This window comes from Thalassospira sp. ABL2_045 (genome assembly GCF_056161285.1).
Window position 1 is genome coordinate 67,522 of the sequence record NZ_JBSWYV010000013.1, and the last position, 18,279, is coordinate 85,800.

General features: G+C 53.8%; 19 protein-coding genes. 13 read left to right on the plus strand and 6 right to left on the minus strand.

Annotated features, from left to right (window positions below):
* Window positions 1-99: 99 nt before the first annotated feature.
* Both ACXAIA_RS16865 and ACXAIA_RS16870 read right to left on the minus strand, forming a co-directional pair.
* Window positions 100-1,023: a hypothetical protein gene (locus tag ACXAIA_RS16865; protein WP_475350352.1), complete on the minus strand. Its 924-nt coding sequence runs from the start codon at window positions 1,021-1,023 to the stop codon at window positions 100-102.
* A 131-nt stretch (window positions 1,024-1,154) separates the two neighbouring features.
* Window positions 1,155-2,288 carry a LysR family transcriptional regulator gene (locus ACXAIA_RS16870; protein ID WP_475350353.1) on the minus strand — a complete coding sequence of 378 codons (1,134 nt, stop codon included), beginning with the start codon at window positions 2,286-2,288 and terminating at the stop codon, window positions 1,155-1,157.
* Window positions 2,289-2,451: 163 nt separating this feature from the next.
* Here ACXAIA_RS16870 and ACXAIA_RS16875 point away from each other — a divergent pair, with 163 nt between their 5' ends.
* The 3 genes from ACXAIA_RS16875 (at window position 2,452) to ACXAIA_RS16885 (ending at window position 4,567) form a co-directional block, all read left to right on the plus strand.
* A complete protein-coding gene (locus ACXAIA_RS16875; RefSeq protein ID WP_475350354.1) occupies window positions 2,452-3,846 on the plus strand; it encodes a hypothetical protein in 1,395 nt (464 codons plus the stop codon).
* Window positions 3,847-4,007: 161 nt separating this feature from the next.
* On the plus strand, window positions 4,008-4,286 hold the full coding sequence (locus tag ACXAIA_RS16880; protein ID WP_475346272.1) for a CopG family ribbon-helix-helix protein: 279 nt from the start codon (window positions 4,008-4,010) through the stop codon (window positions 4,284-4,286).
* Window positions 4,274-4,567 carry a type II toxin-antitoxin system RelE/ParE family toxin gene (locus tag ACXAIA_RS16885; protein ID WP_475350355.1) on the plus strand — a complete coding sequence of 98 codons (294 nt, stop codon included), beginning with the start codon at window positions 4,274-4,276 and terminating at the stop codon, window positions 4,565-4,567. The genes ACXAIA_RS16880 and ACXAIA_RS16885 overlap by 13 nt, the downstream gene beginning before the upstream one ends.
* Window positions 4,568-4,588: 21 nt before the next feature.
* On the opposite strand, the gene ACXAIA_RS16890 is transcribed toward ACXAIA_RS16885, so the two are convergent.
* Complete coding sequence (locus ACXAIA_RS16890) at window positions 4,589-5,542, minus strand: LysR family transcriptional regulator (protein WP_475350356.1); 954 nt, start codon at window positions 5,540-5,542, stop codon at window positions 4,589-4,591.
* A 190-nt stretch (window positions 5,543-5,732) separates the two neighbouring features.
* On the opposite strand from ACXAIA_RS16890, the gene speB reads away from it, so the two are divergent.
* The 8 genes from speB to ACXAIA_RS16930 all read left to right on the plus strand — a co-directional run bounded on the left by speB (window position 5,733) and on the right by ACXAIA_RS16930 (window position 14,392).
* A complete protein-coding gene (gene speB / locus ACXAIA_RS16895) occupies window positions 5,733-6,749 on the plus strand; it encodes an agmatinase (RefSeq protein WP_475350357.1) in 1,017 nt (338 codons plus the stop codon).
* A gap of 74 nt (window positions 6,750-6,823) precedes the next feature.
* Window positions 6,824-7,801 carry an ABC transporter substrate-binding protein gene (locus ACXAIA_RS16900; RefSeq protein ID WP_475350358.1) on the plus strand — a complete coding sequence of 326 codons (978 nt, stop codon included), beginning with the start codon at window positions 6,824-6,826 and terminating at the stop codon, window positions 7,799-7,801.
* Between the two features lie 37 nt (window positions 7,802-7,838).
* Window positions 7,839-8,633: an ABC transporter permease gene (locus ACXAIA_RS16905; protein WP_475350359.1), complete on the plus strand. Its 795-nt coding sequence runs from the start codon at window positions 7,839-7,841 to the stop codon at window positions 8,631-8,633.
* A gap of 14 nt (window positions 8,634-8,647) precedes the next feature.
* Window positions 8,648-9,448: an ABC transporter ATP-binding protein gene (locus tag ACXAIA_RS16910; RefSeq protein ID WP_475350360.1), complete on the plus strand. Its 801-nt coding sequence runs from the start codon at window positions 8,648-8,650 to the stop codon at window positions 9,446-9,448.
* 736 nt (window positions 9,449-10,184) lie between these two features.
* Complete coding sequence (locus ACXAIA_RS16915) at window positions 10,185-13,268, plus strand: FAD-binding and (Fe-S)-binding domain-containing protein (protein ID WP_475350361.1); 3,084 nt, start codon at window positions 10,185-10,187, stop codon at window positions 13,266-13,268.
* A 201-nt stretch (window positions 13,269-13,469) separates the two neighbouring features.
* Window positions 13,470-13,727, plus strand: coding sequence for a type II toxin-antitoxin system RelE family toxin (locus ACXAIA_RS16920; RefSeq protein ID WP_475350362.1), 258 nt, complete (start codon window positions 13,470-13,472; stop codon window positions 13,725-13,727).
* Complete coding sequence (locus ACXAIA_RS16925; protein ID WP_475350363.1) at window positions 13,720-14,058, plus strand: helix-turn-helix domain-containing protein; 339 nt, start codon at window positions 13,720-13,722, stop codon at window positions 14,056-14,058. Before ACXAIA_RS16920 ends, ACXAIA_RS16925 begins: the two co-directional genes overlap by 8 nt.
* A gap of 13 nt (window positions 14,059-14,071) precedes the next feature.
* Window positions 14,072-14,392 (plus strand): Dabb family protein, encoded by a 321-nt coding sequence (locus tag ACXAIA_RS16930; protein WP_475350364.1) that lies wholly within the window; start codon window positions 14,072-14,074, stop codon window positions 14,390-14,392.
* Window positions 14,393-14,492: 100 nt separating this feature from the next.
* On the opposite strand, the gene ACXAIA_RS16935 is transcribed toward ACXAIA_RS16930, so the two are convergent.
* On the minus strand, window positions 14,493-14,744 hold the full coding sequence (locus ACXAIA_RS16935) for a hypothetical protein (protein ID WP_064790368.1): 252 nt from the start codon (window positions 14,742-14,744) through the stop codon (window positions 14,493-14,495).
* A gap of 192 nt (window positions 14,745-14,936) precedes the next feature.
* On the opposite strand from ACXAIA_RS16935, the gene vapB reads away from it, so the two are divergent.
* Entirely contained in the window at window positions 14,937-15,167 is a 231-nt protein-coding gene (gene vapB, locus ACXAIA_RS16940) for a type II toxin-antitoxin system VapB family antitoxin (protein ID WP_475350365.1), read from the plus strand.
* Complete coding sequence (gene vapC / locus ACXAIA_RS16945) at window positions 15,167-15,565, plus strand: type II toxin-antitoxin system tRNA(fMet)-specific endonuclease VapC (RefSeq protein ID WP_475350366.1); 399 nt, start codon at window positions 15,167-15,169, stop codon at window positions 15,563-15,565. Before vapB ends, vapC begins: the two co-directional genes overlap by 1 nt.
* Before the next feature lie 33 nt (window positions 15,566-15,598).
* On the opposite strand, the gene ACXAIA_RS16950 is transcribed toward vapC, so the two are convergent.
* On the minus strand, window positions 15,599-16,048 hold the full coding sequence (locus ACXAIA_RS16950; protein WP_475350367.1) for an ASCH domain-containing protein: 450 nt from the start codon (window positions 16,046-16,048) through the stop codon (window positions 15,599-15,601).
* Entirely contained in the window at window positions 16,032-18,224 is a 2,193-nt protein-coding gene (locus ACXAIA_RS16955) for a GNAT family N-acetyltransferase (RefSeq protein WP_475350368.1), read from the minus strand. The genes ACXAIA_RS16950 and ACXAIA_RS16955 overlap by 17 nt, the downstream gene beginning before the upstream one ends.
* Between the last annotated feature and the right edge of the window lie 55 nt (window positions 18,225-18,279).

Sequence of the window (18,279 nt, forward strand, 5' to 3'; positions counted from 1 at the left end):
TGCGACCGGGTCATCATGTCAGGCTTCGAGTGTCTGAACCCTGGCCATGATATGTCGCAAACAGCCCGCTCTGCCAGTGATGAAATCACGCGCGGAAAATCAAGTCGCCGCGCCGCCCGTCGTTTTCGGCTTCTCCGGCGCCTTGCCGCCGGTGCCCTTCAGGTTCGCCACCTTACCCAGCAAATCAAACCAGAACGGCGCGCCAAGACTGATCGCCGCAACCGTAATCAGCCAACCAATGATCGATTTCAGAAACTCCGTGCCGGTGAAAAGCGCAGACATGTTCTGTTCGAAAGTCGCTTCTTTCCATCCAATCGGAAATGACTTCAGTGCATCGATGTTCTTCGGTTCAAGCGCGCTCACATCCTCCATCTTTGCCGCCACCTCCGCCTGCGCAGCAATCTGGGTGCGCAGTGCTTCATTCGTCCAAAGCGCCTCGGCAACATGAATGGTGCTGGCATTTGTCGCCACGACGACAACCCCGGAAATGATCAGAATGAACAGCTTGACCTTGCGCTTGTACCAGCCCGAAATCCGGACCATCCCTTCGTCAAACCAGCTCGCCAGTTTCTCCTGCAACTCAATGGCCGCCTTCTCACCATCGGTTAGCAAGGCCGTCAAAACCGCGGCAAGATCATCATCGTCCTTCTTATCGGCTACATCCCCACCCGCCCCTTGCGGCAGCTTGGCAATCAGCTCTCGGACTTCATCGGCTTTCAGGGAAACAAAGGACTTATCGCCCTCGTTCTTCGCCAGAACCTCAAGCAACACGGCACTCAATGTCTTTGGTTCGATATAGGACGGAAGCTGTCCCGACCGCGAAAGGTTCTTGATCAGCGGATGGGCATAAACCGCCTTGGCGTATTTGTCCCCCAACAACCGCTTGATCCCCTGCTCGAGGTTGGTAGACCTCAACCCAACCCAACTCGCAACCCACTCCTGTGCGGCCGAGGCCACCAAACTCAAGGTCACATAGAAAAAGATCAGCCCCAACGCGACATCGATGACCGGATGCTCAAACATAACAACGTCCCCCGAAACCTTCCCAAAGGTAGGGTACCGTTATATCAGAAACATATCATTGATTGAATAAATATCACTGAAATCAATCATGGATGATTGACGCTATTAAATCCGTTGACGACGAAACCGCCTCAATACCACGTCAAACTGGCCGGAAGGTCCTGTTTGGGGGCGAGTACGATGACCTGATCAAGGAACAGGCGCGCAATCGGCGAAAGGCTTTTGCTTTTGCGGGTAATCACGCCGATATGGCGATGGCGTTCCGGGGTGGTGAGTGGCACGAAGACCAGCTTTTCGGGGGCCGCCATATCCGAAACCTTTGCTGCCAGTTCCGGCAAAACCGTAATCCCCACGCCCTCGGCGACCATGGCGGCCAGTGTGATGGTGTTGGATGTTTCGACAATCGGGCGCGGCAGGATCGGGCCGGTCGCGCCCAGCGCGATATCGCTGTCTTTCTTGGCTTCTTTACTGCCGTTCGGATCAAGCGATTTCAGCACCCTTTCCTCGGCCCGCATCGCCTTTTGCGCCCGCGCCAAAACCGATTTTGCGGCCGGAATGCCTGCCGCCACCGCATCGCGCACCGCAGGACTTAGAACCGGCATGGTGTCCGATGACAGATCGCTGGTCACACCGGGCTGCGCCATCAGCGCCCCGGTGCCGGATTCCGGCCCCAACCCGACAAGTTTTTGCCCGGTCAAATCCGACCAACGCAAAACCGACTTTTGGGCAAATGCATGATCGGCCCGGCACAGCACGCCAAACCGGTCGGAAAACAGCGGGCGAAAGGCAATATCCGGCAGCGCCTGCCATTCCCCGGCAATGCCGAAATCGGCGGCATTATTGGCCACCGCCTCATGCACTTCACCGGCATTGCGTTCATCCAGACGAATGCGTGCATCGGGATGGGCGGCAACAAATTCGGAAATCACGGTCGGCAAAATACGCGTCAGGACCGAGGGTGCCGCGGCAATCGTGATCTTGCCGCCAACACCCTTTGACAGCGCATCCAGATCACCAAGCGCCTCTTCAAAATCGGCCAGTAACCGCCTGGCAATCGGCAAAAACCGCTCCCCGGTTTGGGTCAGCGCCACCTGACGCGTTGTGCGATCAAAAAGGGCTGCCCCCGTCACATCCTCAAACTGGCGAATGGTCGCGGTAACCGCCGGAACCCCAAGCCCCAGAACCCCGGCCGCAGCCGTAAAATTCCCCTGATCGGCAACTGCGACAAACACGCGCATATGACGGATATTCAGCGATGACAGCATGGTCTTGATGATCCGTTTCGGTTAATTCCCCTGCCCGGTCAAACCATAACGTCCAATCGGGGAGTGAACCAAAGCTATTCAGTTTTTATCTCGCCAAAAACTACTTTTAAGGGCATTCTGAGTTTATATCTCCCGTTTTTATCACAAAGAACGAATTCAGAGAATGCGCAACGAGGAGCAGAATATTTTAGATGGCGATGCCGCTATAAAGCTTTGGCGCCAAGGTCGAAATGCATGGAATGACTGGATCAATTCCCACTCAGACTACGTTATTAGTTTTGCTGACGTAGACTTCTCACGTGAGCGAGACTCTAGTGGGAAACTCTCGTTCTCCGGGTTTAATTTCGGAAATGGTCATGTGTTTTTTTCTCTAGCCAATTTCGGGCGAGGAGATGTTGATTTTTCAAAGGCTGATTTCGGTGAGGGCGAAACTAACTTTTTTGGATCAATATTCGGTGAAGGTGAAATAAACTTTTCGGGAACACGCTTTAGAGGCGGGATTGTTAACTTTGGGAACACAAAGCTTGATTCTGCAGGACTAAATTTTTACACGGCGGAATTTGGGGATTGCGACATAAATTTCAGCAACACCACTTTTAACAATTGTCGTTTCTCGTTCGCAAATGCCTCCATCGATTCTGGTGTTTTCAGTTTACTGAACGCTACATTTAATAATAGCTCGATCGACTTTTTCCGAAGTAATTTTCGGAACAGCCCAGTAAATTTTATTGATACTAAAATCAACAGAAGTAACATCGCTCTCTCTTGGGCCCAATTTGCGGACTTATTTTTTTCTCCCCGTATATTGTTAGGCGCTAAATTTAGCGCTCAACATATCTCAGTCAAAAACCAAGCCATTTTTAAAATACCAAAAGATAGCAATGACTTTAAGCTTTTCGATTTGATGGGGGCATCGTTTGCAGGGCCGATCTTCTTATCAGGTAAACTTGACATAATTCCTGACCTACGCGGAACCCATGCATCCCATCAAGTCGAGCTAGGAGAGCTAAAAACAAACCTTCAGCGCTCTGGATTGACCAACTATTGGCCGCTAAAAACACTGAAGAAGTCTGAGAAAACCTTAGATTCAGTCAGATTACGGCGTCTCAAAGAGATTGCTGAAACAAACAAAGACCATCAGGCGGCTTTACGGTTTTCTGCTGATGAGAACAGAGCCCGAAGGTGGCGTGAAACTTCCAAACTTGGGTCAATCTTAGATATCGCCTTTAGCGGTTTAAGCAACTACGGCCAAAGCATTCTAAGGCCCTTTATCTCACTTTTGGCAATTTCTATCGGTAGCGCTATATCCTACAAGATACTTGCAACCGCGACGGTACTCTCGCCAAGAGATATCTGGGAACACGCCAGTACTTTAGCGGTTGGCAACAGCCTCCCCTTCCTGCCGCAGTCCTATGGCTTACGAGAGGACGCAATAGAAGCTCTTTACTGCAACAACCCAAGCCTGCTCCTCGACTCCATAATGATAGGCCAAGGCGTTCTAAGCTTCATCTTCCTGTTCCTGATCGGCTTGGGTTTGCGCAACCGTTTCCGCCTCTAACTCATCTCTGCGAAAGCACGGTTTTGATTGCCGTTGTCAAAAACCGGATACAGTCCCCTTTTCTCATAGCAGAGGGGCAACCTGGCGGGACTGAACCTAGACAAAACGGCCCGAAAACGCTACGGTAGCACAAGGTATTACCTTTTGGCTCAGAGGCTCACATGGCATCTGCAACGTCCATCAAGCTCGATGATGACATGAAAGGCCGCGTTCGGCATCTTGCCGAAGCCCGGCAACGTACATCGCACTGGATCATGCGCGAAGCGATTTCGCAATATGTCGAACGCGAGGAAAAGCGTGAGGCGCTGAAGCGTGACACGGAGCAGGCATGGGAAGAGTTCCAGGAAACAGGCCTTCACGCAACCGCTGAAGAGGTCGACCGTTGGCTGGAAAGCTGGGGAACGGACGATGAATTGCCAGCACCTGAATGTCACAAGTAAGGTTCGCACCGGCAGCCATTCGGGACCTGCAACGGCTCCGTGAGTTTCTGCGCACAAAGAATCCTGATGCCGCGCGCCGTGCCGGGGAAGCCATCCGTCAAGGACTGAAGGTACTTGGCGCGCACCCCAATCTTGGCCGTCTGGTTGATGACCTTCCTGAAGAATTTCGGGAATGGCTGATTGATTTTGGTGACAGCGGCTATGTCGCACGATACCGGATTGACGGGGATAAAGTGACCATTCTGGTCATCCGTCATCAGCGCGAAGCAGGGTATTCTTGAAAGTCCGTTTCCGACCCTAACTCATTTCTTATCCAGCGTCGGCGGCACGGTTTTGATTGCGGTCACCGTCGGATGGACCTCGATCAGGCATTCGCGGAACACGCGTGCCATGCGCGACATCACCGATTGCGGGAAGTTGGCGACACACATTCCGATCTTGAAGCTGAGCAGATCGGGACGAAGGGCGCGCATCTCGCCGCGCTCGACCCATTGTCGGGCGAAATGGGTTGGCAGGAAGCTTACGAACTTGCCACTTCGGATCAGATAGGCCAGCCCTTCCATGTCATAGGCCGTCGCACTTGGCGGATGTTTGAACAGGGACTGAAAGGCGAGTGCGACCGAATAGCCGCGCCGTGCGTATTTCTGTTCGGCCAGTTCCTCGATCGGCATTTTTGAATGGGCGGCTTCAAAAAGGGGATGATCCTTGCCGCAATACATCGTCTGTTCTTCGTGAAAAAGCTGCTGCATCTGGATCGCGGCATTCATCGGCTGGTTGGGCATGACGGCGATTTCCATCTGCCGACTCAATAACGCATTTTCAATCTGGTTGGGCGAGACAACCACAAAGGTCGGATGCACGCCCGGTGCCCGTTCGTGAAACAGCGCAATCGCGCGATCGAGCTTGCAATTGGGGTTTTCGACCATGGCATCAATCACGCCAATGCGAAGTTCCCCCACCATATTGCCGCGGATCGCCCCCACCTCGGCCCGAAATGAGTCGGCGGCGGCAAACAGTTTGATCACCTCGCTATAGATCTTTTGCCCATGTTCGGTCAGTGAAAAGCCAGACCGCCCGCGCCGACAAAGCTTCACCCCCAACCGGGTTTCAAGGGCTGACATCTGTGTACTGATGGTCGATCTTGAAATGCCAAGGTCATCCTGGGCGGCGGTAAAGCCATTGCTTTCAACAATGGTGCGAAAAATCCGCAACTGGCGGAAATCCACATCACTCAGCGGTGGCAGATTGACAGACATCGGGCGCAAACCTTTGCGAAAGTAATAGGTTGAAAAAATCAGACGTTTAGTTTGAAAGTTTCATATTATTGAACGCGTCCCGTCATGGCAATCTCTGGGCACAGTTTGCAAGAGCTTTGAACCATTCTATTGCGCCACCGCGTCACCAGCGCCACCACGCTATCGCGCCACCGCCTTGAGGGACGACCACATGAGCACCACCACCGACAAGCCGGATACTGCATCGGGCATTTCCTTTGTTCCGCCCTCGGCCATGACCTTGCCGCGCTATGCCGGTGTCGCAAGCTTCATGCGCGCCCCGCAAATTTCAATATCGGATGCTGCCTGCGCAGAGGTCGATATCGCACTCCTTGGCGTGCCATGGGACGGTGGGACCACCAACCGTCCAGGCGCTCGTCACGGTCCGCGCCAGTTGCGCGATCTGTCGACCATGATCCGCCCGAAACACCCCGCCACCGGCCAGAACCCGTTTGAAGACCGCAATGTCGCCGATCTCGGCGATGCGCCGGTCAATCCGGCCGACATCATGGATACGCTGGAAAGCGTCACCGGCTTTATCGCCAAACTGAAAGAAATGGGCATCAGCCCGCTCAGTGCTGGCGGCGATCATTTGTTGTCCTACCCGATCATCAAGGCGCTGGCGGCTGATGGTCCGATTGGCATGGTGCATTTCGATGCCCATACCGATTTGTTTGACAGCTATTTCAACGGTTTCAAATACACCCACGGCACCCCGTTCCGCCGCGCGATCGAGGAAGGCTACCTTGATCCGAACCGCGTGGTTCAGATCGGCATTCGCGGCACGATGTATGACGGCGAAGATGTCGAATGGGGCCTTGAACAGGGTGTGCGCATCATCCGCATGGAAGAGGTCCTTGATCGCGGCCTTGATCAGGTTATGGCCGAGGCGCGTGACATTGTCGGCATGGATAAAACCTATGTCAGCTTTGACATTGATGCGGTTGACCCGGCCTTTGCACCGGGGACCGGCACACCGGAAATCGGCGGCTTTTCCAGCCGCGAAGCCCAGAAAATGATCCGTTCCTTGAGCGGACTTAACCTTGTCGGGGCCGACCTTGTCGAGGTTTCCCCACCCTTTGATCCTTCGGGAGGAACAGCCTGGCTTGGCATCTCGCTCATGTATGAATTGCTGTGCGTGCTGGCCGGGTCAAAAGCCACCAGTAACCCGAACCGAAAATCGGGCTGAGGCAACCGAAAAAGACCAGAAAACCAAAAGACTAAAGCCATATCAGAGAGCATCTCACACCGGAGACACTATTGATGAAAAGCGTACTTTCCAAAATCTGCCTGTCGGGTGCGGCACTGGCAACCGCCTTCTCTCTTTCCACGGCCGCCTCGGCCGAGGAACTCACCATCGCCCATTCAACCTGGGTCGGCTATGGCCCGCTTTATATCGCGCAAGAAGAAGGCTTCTTTGAAGAAGAAGGCCTTGATGTTGATCTTGTCGTGATGGAAGATGTCAAAACCCGCATGCCGGCCCTCGCGGCTGGCCGGATTGATGTTGCCGTGACCACGATTGATACGGTGCTGGGCTTCTACACCGAAGACCATCCGCTGACCTATCTGTTTGCGCTTGATGATTCACGCGGCGGCGACGGCATTGTTGCCAATGCCGATATCACCAGCATGGCAGATCTCAAGGGCAAAAACGTTGCCTATACCGAGGGGTCTGTTTCGCAGTTCTTCCTGAGTGTCCTTCTCAAGGAAGCAGGCATGAGCCTTGATGACGTCAATTCCATGAACATGTCGGCCGGTGACGCCGGTGCGGCCTTTGTCGCCAAGCGCGTTGATGCCGCTGTAACCTGGGAGCCGTGGCTGACGCGCGGCAAGGACACCGAACATGGTCATCTTCTGATCGACAGCTCCAAGGCACCGGGCCTGATCACCGACATCGCGGTCACGACCGAGGAAACCCTTGAATCCCGTCGTCCTGAAATGGAAGCACTGTATCGTGCATGGGCCAAGGCGATTGCCTGGCAGCAGGCCAACGAAGAAGCAGCCGATGCCATCATGGCAAAGGGTGTTGGCGGCTGGCTTGAAGATCCGGCGGTCTTTGCCGAAACCCGTGCGGGCATCGCGTTTTATGATGCAGCCATGAACAAGTCCTTCATGGATCCGGCCAACGAAGACGGCATTGTTGGCACCATCGAAAACGCCATGACCCTTGGCAAGGAAGGCGGTCTGTTCTCGCTTGATCTCGATCCGGCAAGCATGCTGGCGTCCGACATCGTCAAGTAACGCAACGCATAATACAAAGACTTAAAGAGCAAGCATCATGTGGACCAGATCGCTTTTTTCACCCAAGACCGATATCGAAAGGTCGACCTATGTCACCCTTTCACTGATTTCGGTTGTTGTTGTCCTGGCCCTGTGGTGCTTGCTCACCTATGGCGGGATCACGCCCAAGGACTTCCTTGCCGCCCCGCATGAGGTGGTGGAAGCCGGCATCAAGCGCATTGCCAATATGTCGCTGTTTGAACATATGTGGGCAAGCCTTGTTGTCATCCTGTCGGGCTTTATCCTCGCCTCCGTTTTTGCCGTTCCGATCGGCATCCTGATGGGCAGCTTCCGCGCTGTTCAGGCGCTGATTGAGCCGATTACGGGCTTCATGCGCTACATCCCGGTTTCCGCTCTGATCCCGCTTCTGATCCTGTGGATCGGCATCGGGATCGAACAGAAGATCATGGTGATTTTCCTTGGTACCTTTTTCCAACAGCTCATCCTGATTTCCGATGTTTCGGCCCGGATTTCCAAGGATCTGATTGATTGCGCCTATACTCTGGGCGCGGATCGCCGCCGTGTCGTGACGCGTGTGCTGGTGCCGGCCTGCATGCCCGGTGTGATGGATAACCTGCGGGTGACCATGGGCTGGGCCTGGACCTATCTTGTGGTGGCCGAACTGGTCGCGGCCGATACCGGCCTTGGCTATATGATCCTCAATGCCATGCGCGGGCTGTTTACCGATGTGATTTTGCTCGGTGTCTTTACCATCGGCATTCTGGGCCTGATCACCGACTTCTTCTTTAAATGGGCACGCCGGCGCTTGCTGCCCTGGTCTGCCGATTTTTAAGGGGCGATACAGTCATGAGCATGCTTTCACTTCGTGACATCACGGTACGGTTCGAACCCAAGGGCAAACCAGCGGTTCTGGCCCTTGATGACGTCTCGCTTGATGTTGCCAACGATACCTTTTCCGTCATTGTCGGCCCGTCGGGCTGTGGCAAATCCACCCTGCTCCGCCTTGTTGCCGGACTTGAAACCCCGACATCGGGTCGCCTTGAACTCGATGGCGAGCCGATCAATGGCCCGTCGGCCGATCGCGGCATGGTGTTTCAAAGCTACACGCTGTTTCCTTGGCTGACCGTGCGTGAAAACGTCATGTTCGGTCCGAAACTCAAAGGTCTTTCGAAATCGGAGTGCGAAGACATCGCCGATGATCTGATCAAGGCCGTTCACCTTGACGGGTTTGAGAAATCCTACCCCAAGGAACTTTCAGGCGGCATGCGCCAGCGCGTGGCGCTCGCCCGGGCACTTGCCAATGATCCGCGCATTCTGTTGATGGATGAACCGTTTGGCGCGCTTGACAGCCAGACCCGTCAGATGATGCAGGAACTCCTGCTTGACGTCTGGCAGAGCCGGCGCAAGACGGTGCTGTTCATCACCCATGACATTGACGAGGCCATCTTCCTCGGCGACGAAGTCCATGTCATGTCCGCCCGCCCCGGCCTGATCAAGCAATCGCTTGATATCAGCATACCGCGCCCCCGCCACATCGATGCCCTGACCAGCCCGGAATTCATGGAGTATAAGCGCACCATCCTGTCGCTGATGCATGACGAAGCAATCAAGGCCGAAGACGCCGCCAACCACCGCAAAACCGCGTAAACGCGGCGCGCACAGCGACAAAACGCCCAGTTTAAAGGGCACGAGCAAACACCTGCCTGACTTGCCACCACCCGACAGGCTCAGGCACAGGGAATGTGCGGCACACAGCAAATCCCGCACATTCCCGACTTTTCTCGGGCACAGCAAAACGCCGAAACCCGCCCTATTCTGGGCATTGTAACCCGTCGACGCCACAAAATGCCGAACTTCGGCACCCGAACAGCCCGCCCCCAGTAATCCACCTCACGCATACTGAAGCGCGACGCCCAAGCCGATTACCCCGACCGACGCCCCAGATTGCGCTCCCCGTTCCCCGGAAAGAAGCAAGCCCAAAGCACCCACCACCTGGATACCGTGCCTGATGCAAGAATTGCAGGCAAAGACCGGCAGTGACGAACTGAGATTTGACGCCCGAAAACGGGCTCAAGCGGATCTCCGTTTTGCGGCAAACTGCACCCCCTGCCCGCCGCAAAATTTGCGTCCGGAATTTCCAGCCAAAACAATTTGTATGAGGAATAAAAACCACCCATCAGGCGACTTTTTGACCGGCTGCCCAGAGCACCCTGCCCGGTGCTTCTATTATTCACTTATTTTGAATAATCTTTCGGAATTTTCGATTTGTCTATTCAATCGCGATCAGGTCAAATGGGCGGCATGCCATTTCGGGGTCCGGCCCGCACCGAAGACCCCGCCCAAAAGGCATATGATATTATCATACGAGTATTGAGAGAGCCTGATGTCTGTCCCTGCCCCGGCAACCACCCCGGTTACGAATGCGTCGAACAAGAGCGTGATCACGAAATTGCCGGCCCTGACCCCGGATCGGTCGCTGGACAGTTTGACGCTGGGGTTTCTCAAAACGCTGGAGGCCGAGGGCAAGTTTAGCGGTGAAATCCATGCCGATTTCCCGACCCGCCTGATCCATGCCACCGACAACAGCGTTTATCAGGTGATGCCAACCGCCGTCCTGCAGCCCAAAACCCGTGATGACATCAATGTGGTGATGGAACTGGCGGGGCGGGAGAAATTTTCCGAGGTCAAAATCACCCCGCGGGGTGGCGGGACCGGCACCAATGGCCAGTCGCTTAACAACACCATCATTATTGATACCTCCAAACACCTCAACAATATCCTGGGCTTTGATGCCGAGCGCGGGCTTGTGCATGTCGAGCCGGGTGTGGTGTTGGATCAGTTGAATGCTTGGCTAAAGCCGCATGGCTATTTCTTCCCGCCGGCTGTGTCGACTGCAAGCCGCGCCACGGTGGGTGGCATGATCGGATCGGATAGCTCCGGCAAAGGATCGCGGATTTATGGCAAGACCAGCCATTACATCCATGACATGACGACAGTCCTGATCGATGGCACGGATTTTAACACCCGCGCGATGACCGCGACGGAGGCCCAAGACACCATGACCCGCGCGGATCGTGTGGGGCAGCTTTATAAAAAGGTCCATGACGAAATCGCCCCCCGTCGCGATCAGATCAAATCGACCTTCCCGGAAATGAACCGGGGACTGACCGGCTATAACCTTAAGGAAGCGGTCGGCGATACCGGGGACATGAACCTGTCCTTCCTGATTGCCGGGGCCGAGGGCAGCCTTGGCATGGTCAAGGAAATAACCTTCCGCGTCATTCCGCTGCCCAAGCACAAGGCGGTCACGGTGGTGCGTTATGACAGCTTTGACAGTGCCCTTCGTCACGTCAAAACGCTGGTGCAGTTCGATCCGGTCGCGATTGAAAGCATCGATGACAAGGTCATGAAACTGGCCCGGCAGGATGAAAGCTGGCACATGCTGGGAAAGCTTCTCGGCACGGAAAACAGCAACACGCCGACACGCGGCTTTAACGTCGTCGAGTTCGTTGGCGAGAGCGAGGCCGAAGTCGCGGCCAAGCAGGCGGAACTCAAATCCTACCTTGAGGCCAACCCGACTGAAGACTTTGCCCCCATCGGCTTTGTGCAGGCGACCGACCCGGGGCAGATTGCCGCCATCTGGTCGATCCGCGCGAAATCGGTGGGCTTGCTGGGTAACCTTGAGGGCAAACGCCGCGCCACCCCGTTTGTCGAAGATACCGCCGTGCCGCCGGAAAACCTGGCCGATTTCATTGCCGAATTCCGCGCACTGCTGGACGCCGAGGGGCTTGATTACGGCATGTTTGGCCATGTCGATGTCGGCTGCCTGCACGTCCGCCCGCTGCTTGACATGATGGATGAAGAGGACGAGGCCCGCATCCGCCGTGTTTCCGACGCGGTGGCGGACCTCACCAAACGCTATAACGGCCTGATCTGGGGCGAGCATGGCAAGGGGTTCCGGGGCGAATATAGCCCGGTCTATTTCGGGCCGGAGCTTTATGACGTTCTGCGCCGCATCAAGGAGGCGTTCGATCCCGAAGGGCAACTTAACCCCGGCAAGATCGCATCGCCCTATTCCAAAAACACGCCGATCACGGCGATTGACGAGGCGCCCATGCGCGGCCAGTTTGACCGCCAGATCGAGGATGCTTTGCGGGGTGAATACCTGAACGCGACGCGGTGCAACGGCAACGGGGCGTGCTTTAACTGGGATCTGATGGATGCCATGTGCCCGTCCTATAAGGTCACACGATCACGTGTGCATTCGCCCAAGGGCCGGGCCGGGATGATCCGCGAATGGATCCGCCAGCTTTCCGTCGGCACCGATCCGATGAACAAGGATCTGGCTGTCATCAATGGCCGGGATTTTTCCCATGACGTCTATGAGGCGATGGCCGGTTGCCTGTCGTGCAAGGCGTGTGCTGGGCAATGCCCGGTCAAGGTCGATATCCCGGAAATGAAATCCCGGTTTCTTCAGGCCTATCACACGCGCTACAAACGCCCGATCAAGGACCATGTGATTGCCGCGCTTGAAAGCATGGCGCCGCTTCTGGCAACCGCACCGGGCCTGTTTAACGCGCTACAATCCATCCCGCCGATGCCCTGGATTTTCAGACGCTTCATCGGGCTTACCGATTTGCCAAAACTGCATCGCCAGAGCCTTAAATCCGGCCTGCGTCAACGCGGCATCGGCAAGTTCAAGCAGTCGGAGCTGGATGCGCTTTCGGCGGATGAAAAGACCAAGTCGGTGATCCTTGTGCAGGATTGCTTTACCACGCATTACGACACCAACGTGATGCTCGCCCATGTCGATCTTTTGCAGCGCCTTGGTTACCGCGTTTTCGTGCCGCCCTACCGCCCGAATGGCAAGGCGATGCATGTGAAGGGGTTCCTCAAACGCTTTGATTATCAGGCGAAGCAAAATGACATTGTGCTGGGCAAAATCGCCAAATCCGGTGTGTCCATGATCGGGATTGAGGCCAGCGTGACCCTGACCTACCGGCAGGAATACGCCCAGCGACTAAGCAATCGCCCGGATTATCGCGTACATCTGTTCCATGAATGGCTGGCGGCCGAGATCGAGCACGGCCGCCTCACCCCGCCGAAAATTGATAACGGCGTTAACATGGGCACGACCGATGCCCCGGCAAGCCTGTTCCCCCATTGCACGGAAAAGACGTCCCTGCCGGATGTCGGCGTGAAATGGCAGAAAATCTTTGACGCGTTCGGGCTCAAGCTCACGACGAAAAAAACCGGCTGCTGCGGCATGGCTGGCGTCTACGGCCACGAAACCCGCCACCAGGAAACCTCCCGTGAGCTCTATGACCTGAGTTGGAAAAAGAAGGTGGATGCCACGGGCCCACAAAACATGCTGGTGACCGGCTATTCCTGCCGCTGTCAGGTGGGCCGCTATGAAGGGGTCAAGCCGCTGCATCCGGTGGAGTATCTTGCCAAACTTTTGGCTTAAGACTGAGCAAGCCATTAACGCCAACCGTCATCCCCGCGTAGGCGGGGATCCATAAGCGCCATAACAACAGCTGGATTCCGGGTCGTCGCTGCGCTTGCCCGGAATGACGTGCCCTCACCCCATGTTCTCATAACGAGAATTCTTTTCTTGCTCCAACGTTCTCATTATGAGAACATTTACTCGAGCAACAGGAGAATGCACGTGCAGGTCCGCTACGAACCAAAGGCGATCCGGGATATACGATCCCTGCCCGTAAAGGTTCGTCGCCAGATCGACGTCAAGATTGAAGCCTATGCCAAGGCCCCGGAATCCTTGCGCAACAATGTCAAGCGCTTGCAGGGTTCTGAATATTTCCGGCTTCGGGTCGGAAACTATCGGGTGATTTTCAGTATCGAGAACGGCCAGGTCACAATCATGGTTGTTCAACGCGTGCGCCATCGGAAAGAAGCTTATGACTGAGTCAACATCAACCAAATTCGTGCCTGTTGAACAGTATCAGGCGCTTGAAGACATGATCGAGGATTTGCGCGATATCATCGCCGCCAAGGATGCGCGCAGCGACCATAGCCTGCCCGCCGAATATGCGCGGCGCATTTTCATGGAAATCGATCATCCACTCACGGTATGGCGCGATTATCGCGGCATGACCCAGCGTGCGCTTTCGGAAAAATCCGGCGTTGCGCCGGGATATATTTCCGAAATCGAAAGCGGCAAGAAGAAAGGCTCGCTTGATGCCTTTCGCAAACTTGCCCGCGCCCTTGATACCAGCATTGATGCGCTGGTGATGTAAGTTTGGGAAAACCATGATCCGTCACATCGTTCTGACCAAATTCAAGGCCGAGGTCACAACGGCCGAAATCGACAGCCTGTTTGCCAAGCTAGCAGACCTTCAAAACCACATCCCCGGTATGCGCGACTTTGATGGCGGCGTTTCGGTCAGCCCGGAGGGCCTGGAACAAGGCTTCCGCCACGGATTTTCAATTTATTTTGACGATGCCCCGGCACGTGATGCCTATCTGGAACATCCTGAGCACAAAGCCTTGGGTGGGCAGTTGGTTGGGCTGCTTGAGGGTGGCGTGGCCGGGTTGGTGGTGTTTGATCTGGTTGTCGGTTCGTCTTCTTAATCGCGCAGTTTAGCACCCGGACGGCCTGCTTCGCTTGACTCGCAGGGACCGGACGATCATCCGGTCCCCATCCATATTACTTACCAATAACGTCAAACTATTACTCAGAAACAATAACTGTGCCGTTTGAAGCCCATATAACAATCCTGTTGTAGAAGATCAGGATGGACTGGAAGAATACCGCAAAGGCAATCGACAACAGGAATGGTGCCCAAGGGAACGGCCTATCGGATATCCCGCCCATAACACCACCAAAAATTGCTCCGAGAATGAACAGAAACGACAGCAATTTGCAGAGGAAGAAAACAAGGCCACGAAAAGTCGTGAGCACGGCGTAGATTACAGACTTCATTTAATGCTCCAGCACAACACGCTATGAGTGAAACACCCACAATGATTGCACTTTAATTTCGGATGTCGGGCCACTTCAACTCAAAAACGCACCTTGGTAAGATTCTCTACAAATAAGTGCATGTATATACATTTGACATATACATATTCAAAGTGCACAATGCCTGGAAGCTTACCGCTTATGGAGGCATCCATGACCCAGGCGTCCGTATTTCTAAACAACAAAACGCAGGCTGTTCGCCTGCCCAAGGATGCTGCCTTTCCCGAAGGCACGAAAACGGTTGAGGTGATTTCGGTCGGGGTGACCCGGGTAATTGTGCCGACCGATCACTTGTGGGAAACGTTCTTTGACAGTCACACCGTCAGTGATGACTTCATGGAAGACCGCAATCAGCCCGCCATGCAGGAACGGGAAGCGCTGTAATGCTGCGCTTTATGCTGGACACCAATATCTGCATCTATGTGATCAAGAACCGCCCACCGTCCTGCCGGGAGAAATTCACCACCCATAGCGGGGCTTTGGCAATTTCATCGGTCACCATGGCCGAACTGATTTATGGCGCGATGAAATCCGCCAAACCGGAAAGCAACCTGCGCACCATCGAGGAATTCGCCGCCCGCCTGACCGTGCTTGATTTCGACACCAATGCGGCAGGCCATTACGGCGAAATCCGAAGTTCCCTTGAAGCCAAAGGCACCGTCATCGGCCCCTATGACATGATGATCGCAGGGCACGCACGCAGTCATGGACTGATCCTTGTCACAAACAACATGCGCGAGTTTGAGCGGGTGGAGGGCTTGCGTCTGGAGAATTGGGTTTAGAGGGGAAAGAAGCGATAAGTTAGGTTTTCGACGTTAAGCGTACTCTGGAGCCAAAGCTGTTTGAAAGTATGACAACTCCGGACCGCTCGCATTCAATCGTTTAAAAAACTGTGGCGGTTGGAAAGCTCCCACCTTGGAGCGAATTGACGACAACGATAGGCCTCTCCCTAGAGGAAACACGTCCTCGAACACAATTGCATAGCCCTTGGTCGCGCCAGAAAAATATTCTTTAAATTCAAATTCGCTAACGCCGCTGACGTCAGAAAATTCTTCCCAGATGCCATCTGGACTCGCCTCAGCGACCCGGTCCACTACACCAAGTGCGCAAACTTCGCCTTTTGGAAGTTTGCTGTATATCCAGACGTGCGTGCCTGGCACAAGGTTGAGAGCTTTACGGCGCAACTCTACTTTCTTTTCTCCGCGAAGCATTCGGCGAACATATCGGTCTTCGACTGAGATAAGAATGTTATCCGTTCGCGCCATTCAATCCCCCTGCAGCAACCACTTTAAGTAGCTCGTTATGACTAATACGTGTTGCGGTAACAAACCGCGCACCATTGTTGCATCCGAGCTTACACAGTTTGCTGTATGACACGATATCGTTAAATTTCACTATACTGCTACAAAGCAAAGTTAGCTTGCGCGGACTTTTGCCAATGTTCTTAAGTTCCGAATGCCGCACTACACCAAATCGGTTGGTTTCAACTGCAATCTGTGCGGATGTCAGCTCTCGCACCTGTGTTGCATTTGCAATTGCGACTGCACTGCTTCGCCCATTTCCGGCAGACGACTCATAAAAAATAATCACACTATTGGGCTGTATAGTTTTATTCGGCCTACTGTAATAAACGCGTGAACTGTGAATCGAAGCGGAGTGATCCCCCAACAAAGAGAGCTGATCAGAAGTCCCAAGCAGGTCGTCCGCATAATATCTTCGGATTGGTACAATCAATCCATCGCGATGCGGCAAAAGAAGAATTAAAGGTGACAACAGCGTCTCAAATTCAGCGAGAGACAACTGATTGAGGTTATCCTCTGCGTCACGATACTCAATTACTTGACTGGCGCTTTCATACTTCGGTGGCTGCTCAGGCAACTTTATTTTGGCGAGAGCAATTAAGTCGGCCCTGAACTGAGACCAGAGATTACTTGTAATGACCTTGCCGTATGAAATTTTATGGAAAACTGTTCTAGAGGTTTTATCTTCATCGTCGGGGCGAAATCCCAGTGAGAGAGCGACTTCACGTGTTTTCGCATGCCCTACAGGTATTTCCAGCTCAAGAATTGCCGGCGCATGCTTAGATAAGTTCTCACAAAGTTTTCCAAGTAGGCCATCAACGACAGCTTTTGTATTTCCGGAAGTTTCGCTGGCAACTAATTTCACTGATGTGGCAGATGGCCCGCGCCGCTCAGCTTTCCAAGTCATCATTGCGACAAGCTTATTACCTTCTTTAACAGCCTGACAATGCGCTCCTGTCAGTCCTGTCCAACCTTTTAGCAAGGCGGATCGAAGACCTTCACTTAACAATACGATATCAAAGAATCCTTCTACTTCCGCCTTGGACACAGCCTTAGCATCAACGATAGAGATTTCGACATTGGTGATTTCGTCTGAGCGAAACTCTAGTCCCCGATTAAATTCGTCGTCGGGGCTTTCAGCAAAATCGCTGACGCTCAAGACGTCCAACTGATAGTTTTCCAGCAGACGGTCTCGCGCTCTCAGAATTGCCTTCTCACTAGTGATGAAACCATTAGCAGCGTGAATAATGCACAATGACAAATGCCTAAGGTCGGAAACATCTTGCTTAGTTAAAGTTGCCGACCGCGCACGATCCGGAAAAACCAATCTGGCAAGGTCATTCTGAAGACCTTTAAGTTTCCTTAGCTCGTCTTTATCCCTTACGTCTGGAATTTCAGAGAATAGGGCACATAGCTTCAGCATAGTATCGTCATCGGGATTATAGCTTGTCCGCAAGAGCTCTTTCGGAAACTCATCAGTCAAAGCTGCTTGAAACTCATGATTTAGAGCAGCTTTAAGAACTGCCTTTGCCTCCTTCTCGCGAGGTCGCCCTTTGCTAAAATCGAAAAGAACATTCAAGTCTATCGCATAAAGAGGCGTTGCTCCCGAAAAAGCGCTTTTCAACCCAAGGCTTGGAACCGAAGCTTGGCGTTGATCTCCCATTAGATCGAACAAATTGGGAGTATCGAGGTCCAGAACTTTCGTCAAAATGGTGCGGTTGCGGACCTTCCCACCTCTTTCTGATCGAACCGTTTCGAAACCTGTGTTCTCATAAAACTTGTTTGCGGCAACAAGGTCAGATGCCACCCGGGCGGTAATACTCAGATACCCTCCGGTTTCCGCCCAAGACACAAGAGTACTGATTAGGGATTTGCCTACACCCAGATGGCGACATTCCGCGACGCAATAGGTTTGCATAACCCTTACGTAAGGAAAAACGCCGCCAAACATCAAATGGCCAAGGTAAGCACCACCTGAAGAAACAGCTACAAATAGCTTTCCCTGCTCTGCTGCTTGTTGGTACGCAGCTTCTGGCAAAAAACCTAGCGCCAACCTCTCGGTATCAGCCGCTTCCTGGCAATCGGTCACAAATTTATATACGTCGACAGCCTTAGATAAAATTGAGAACCCAATAGCCAACTGCAACCCCTTTAATTCAACACCCACCAACACGTATAATATTTGGCGGACTGCC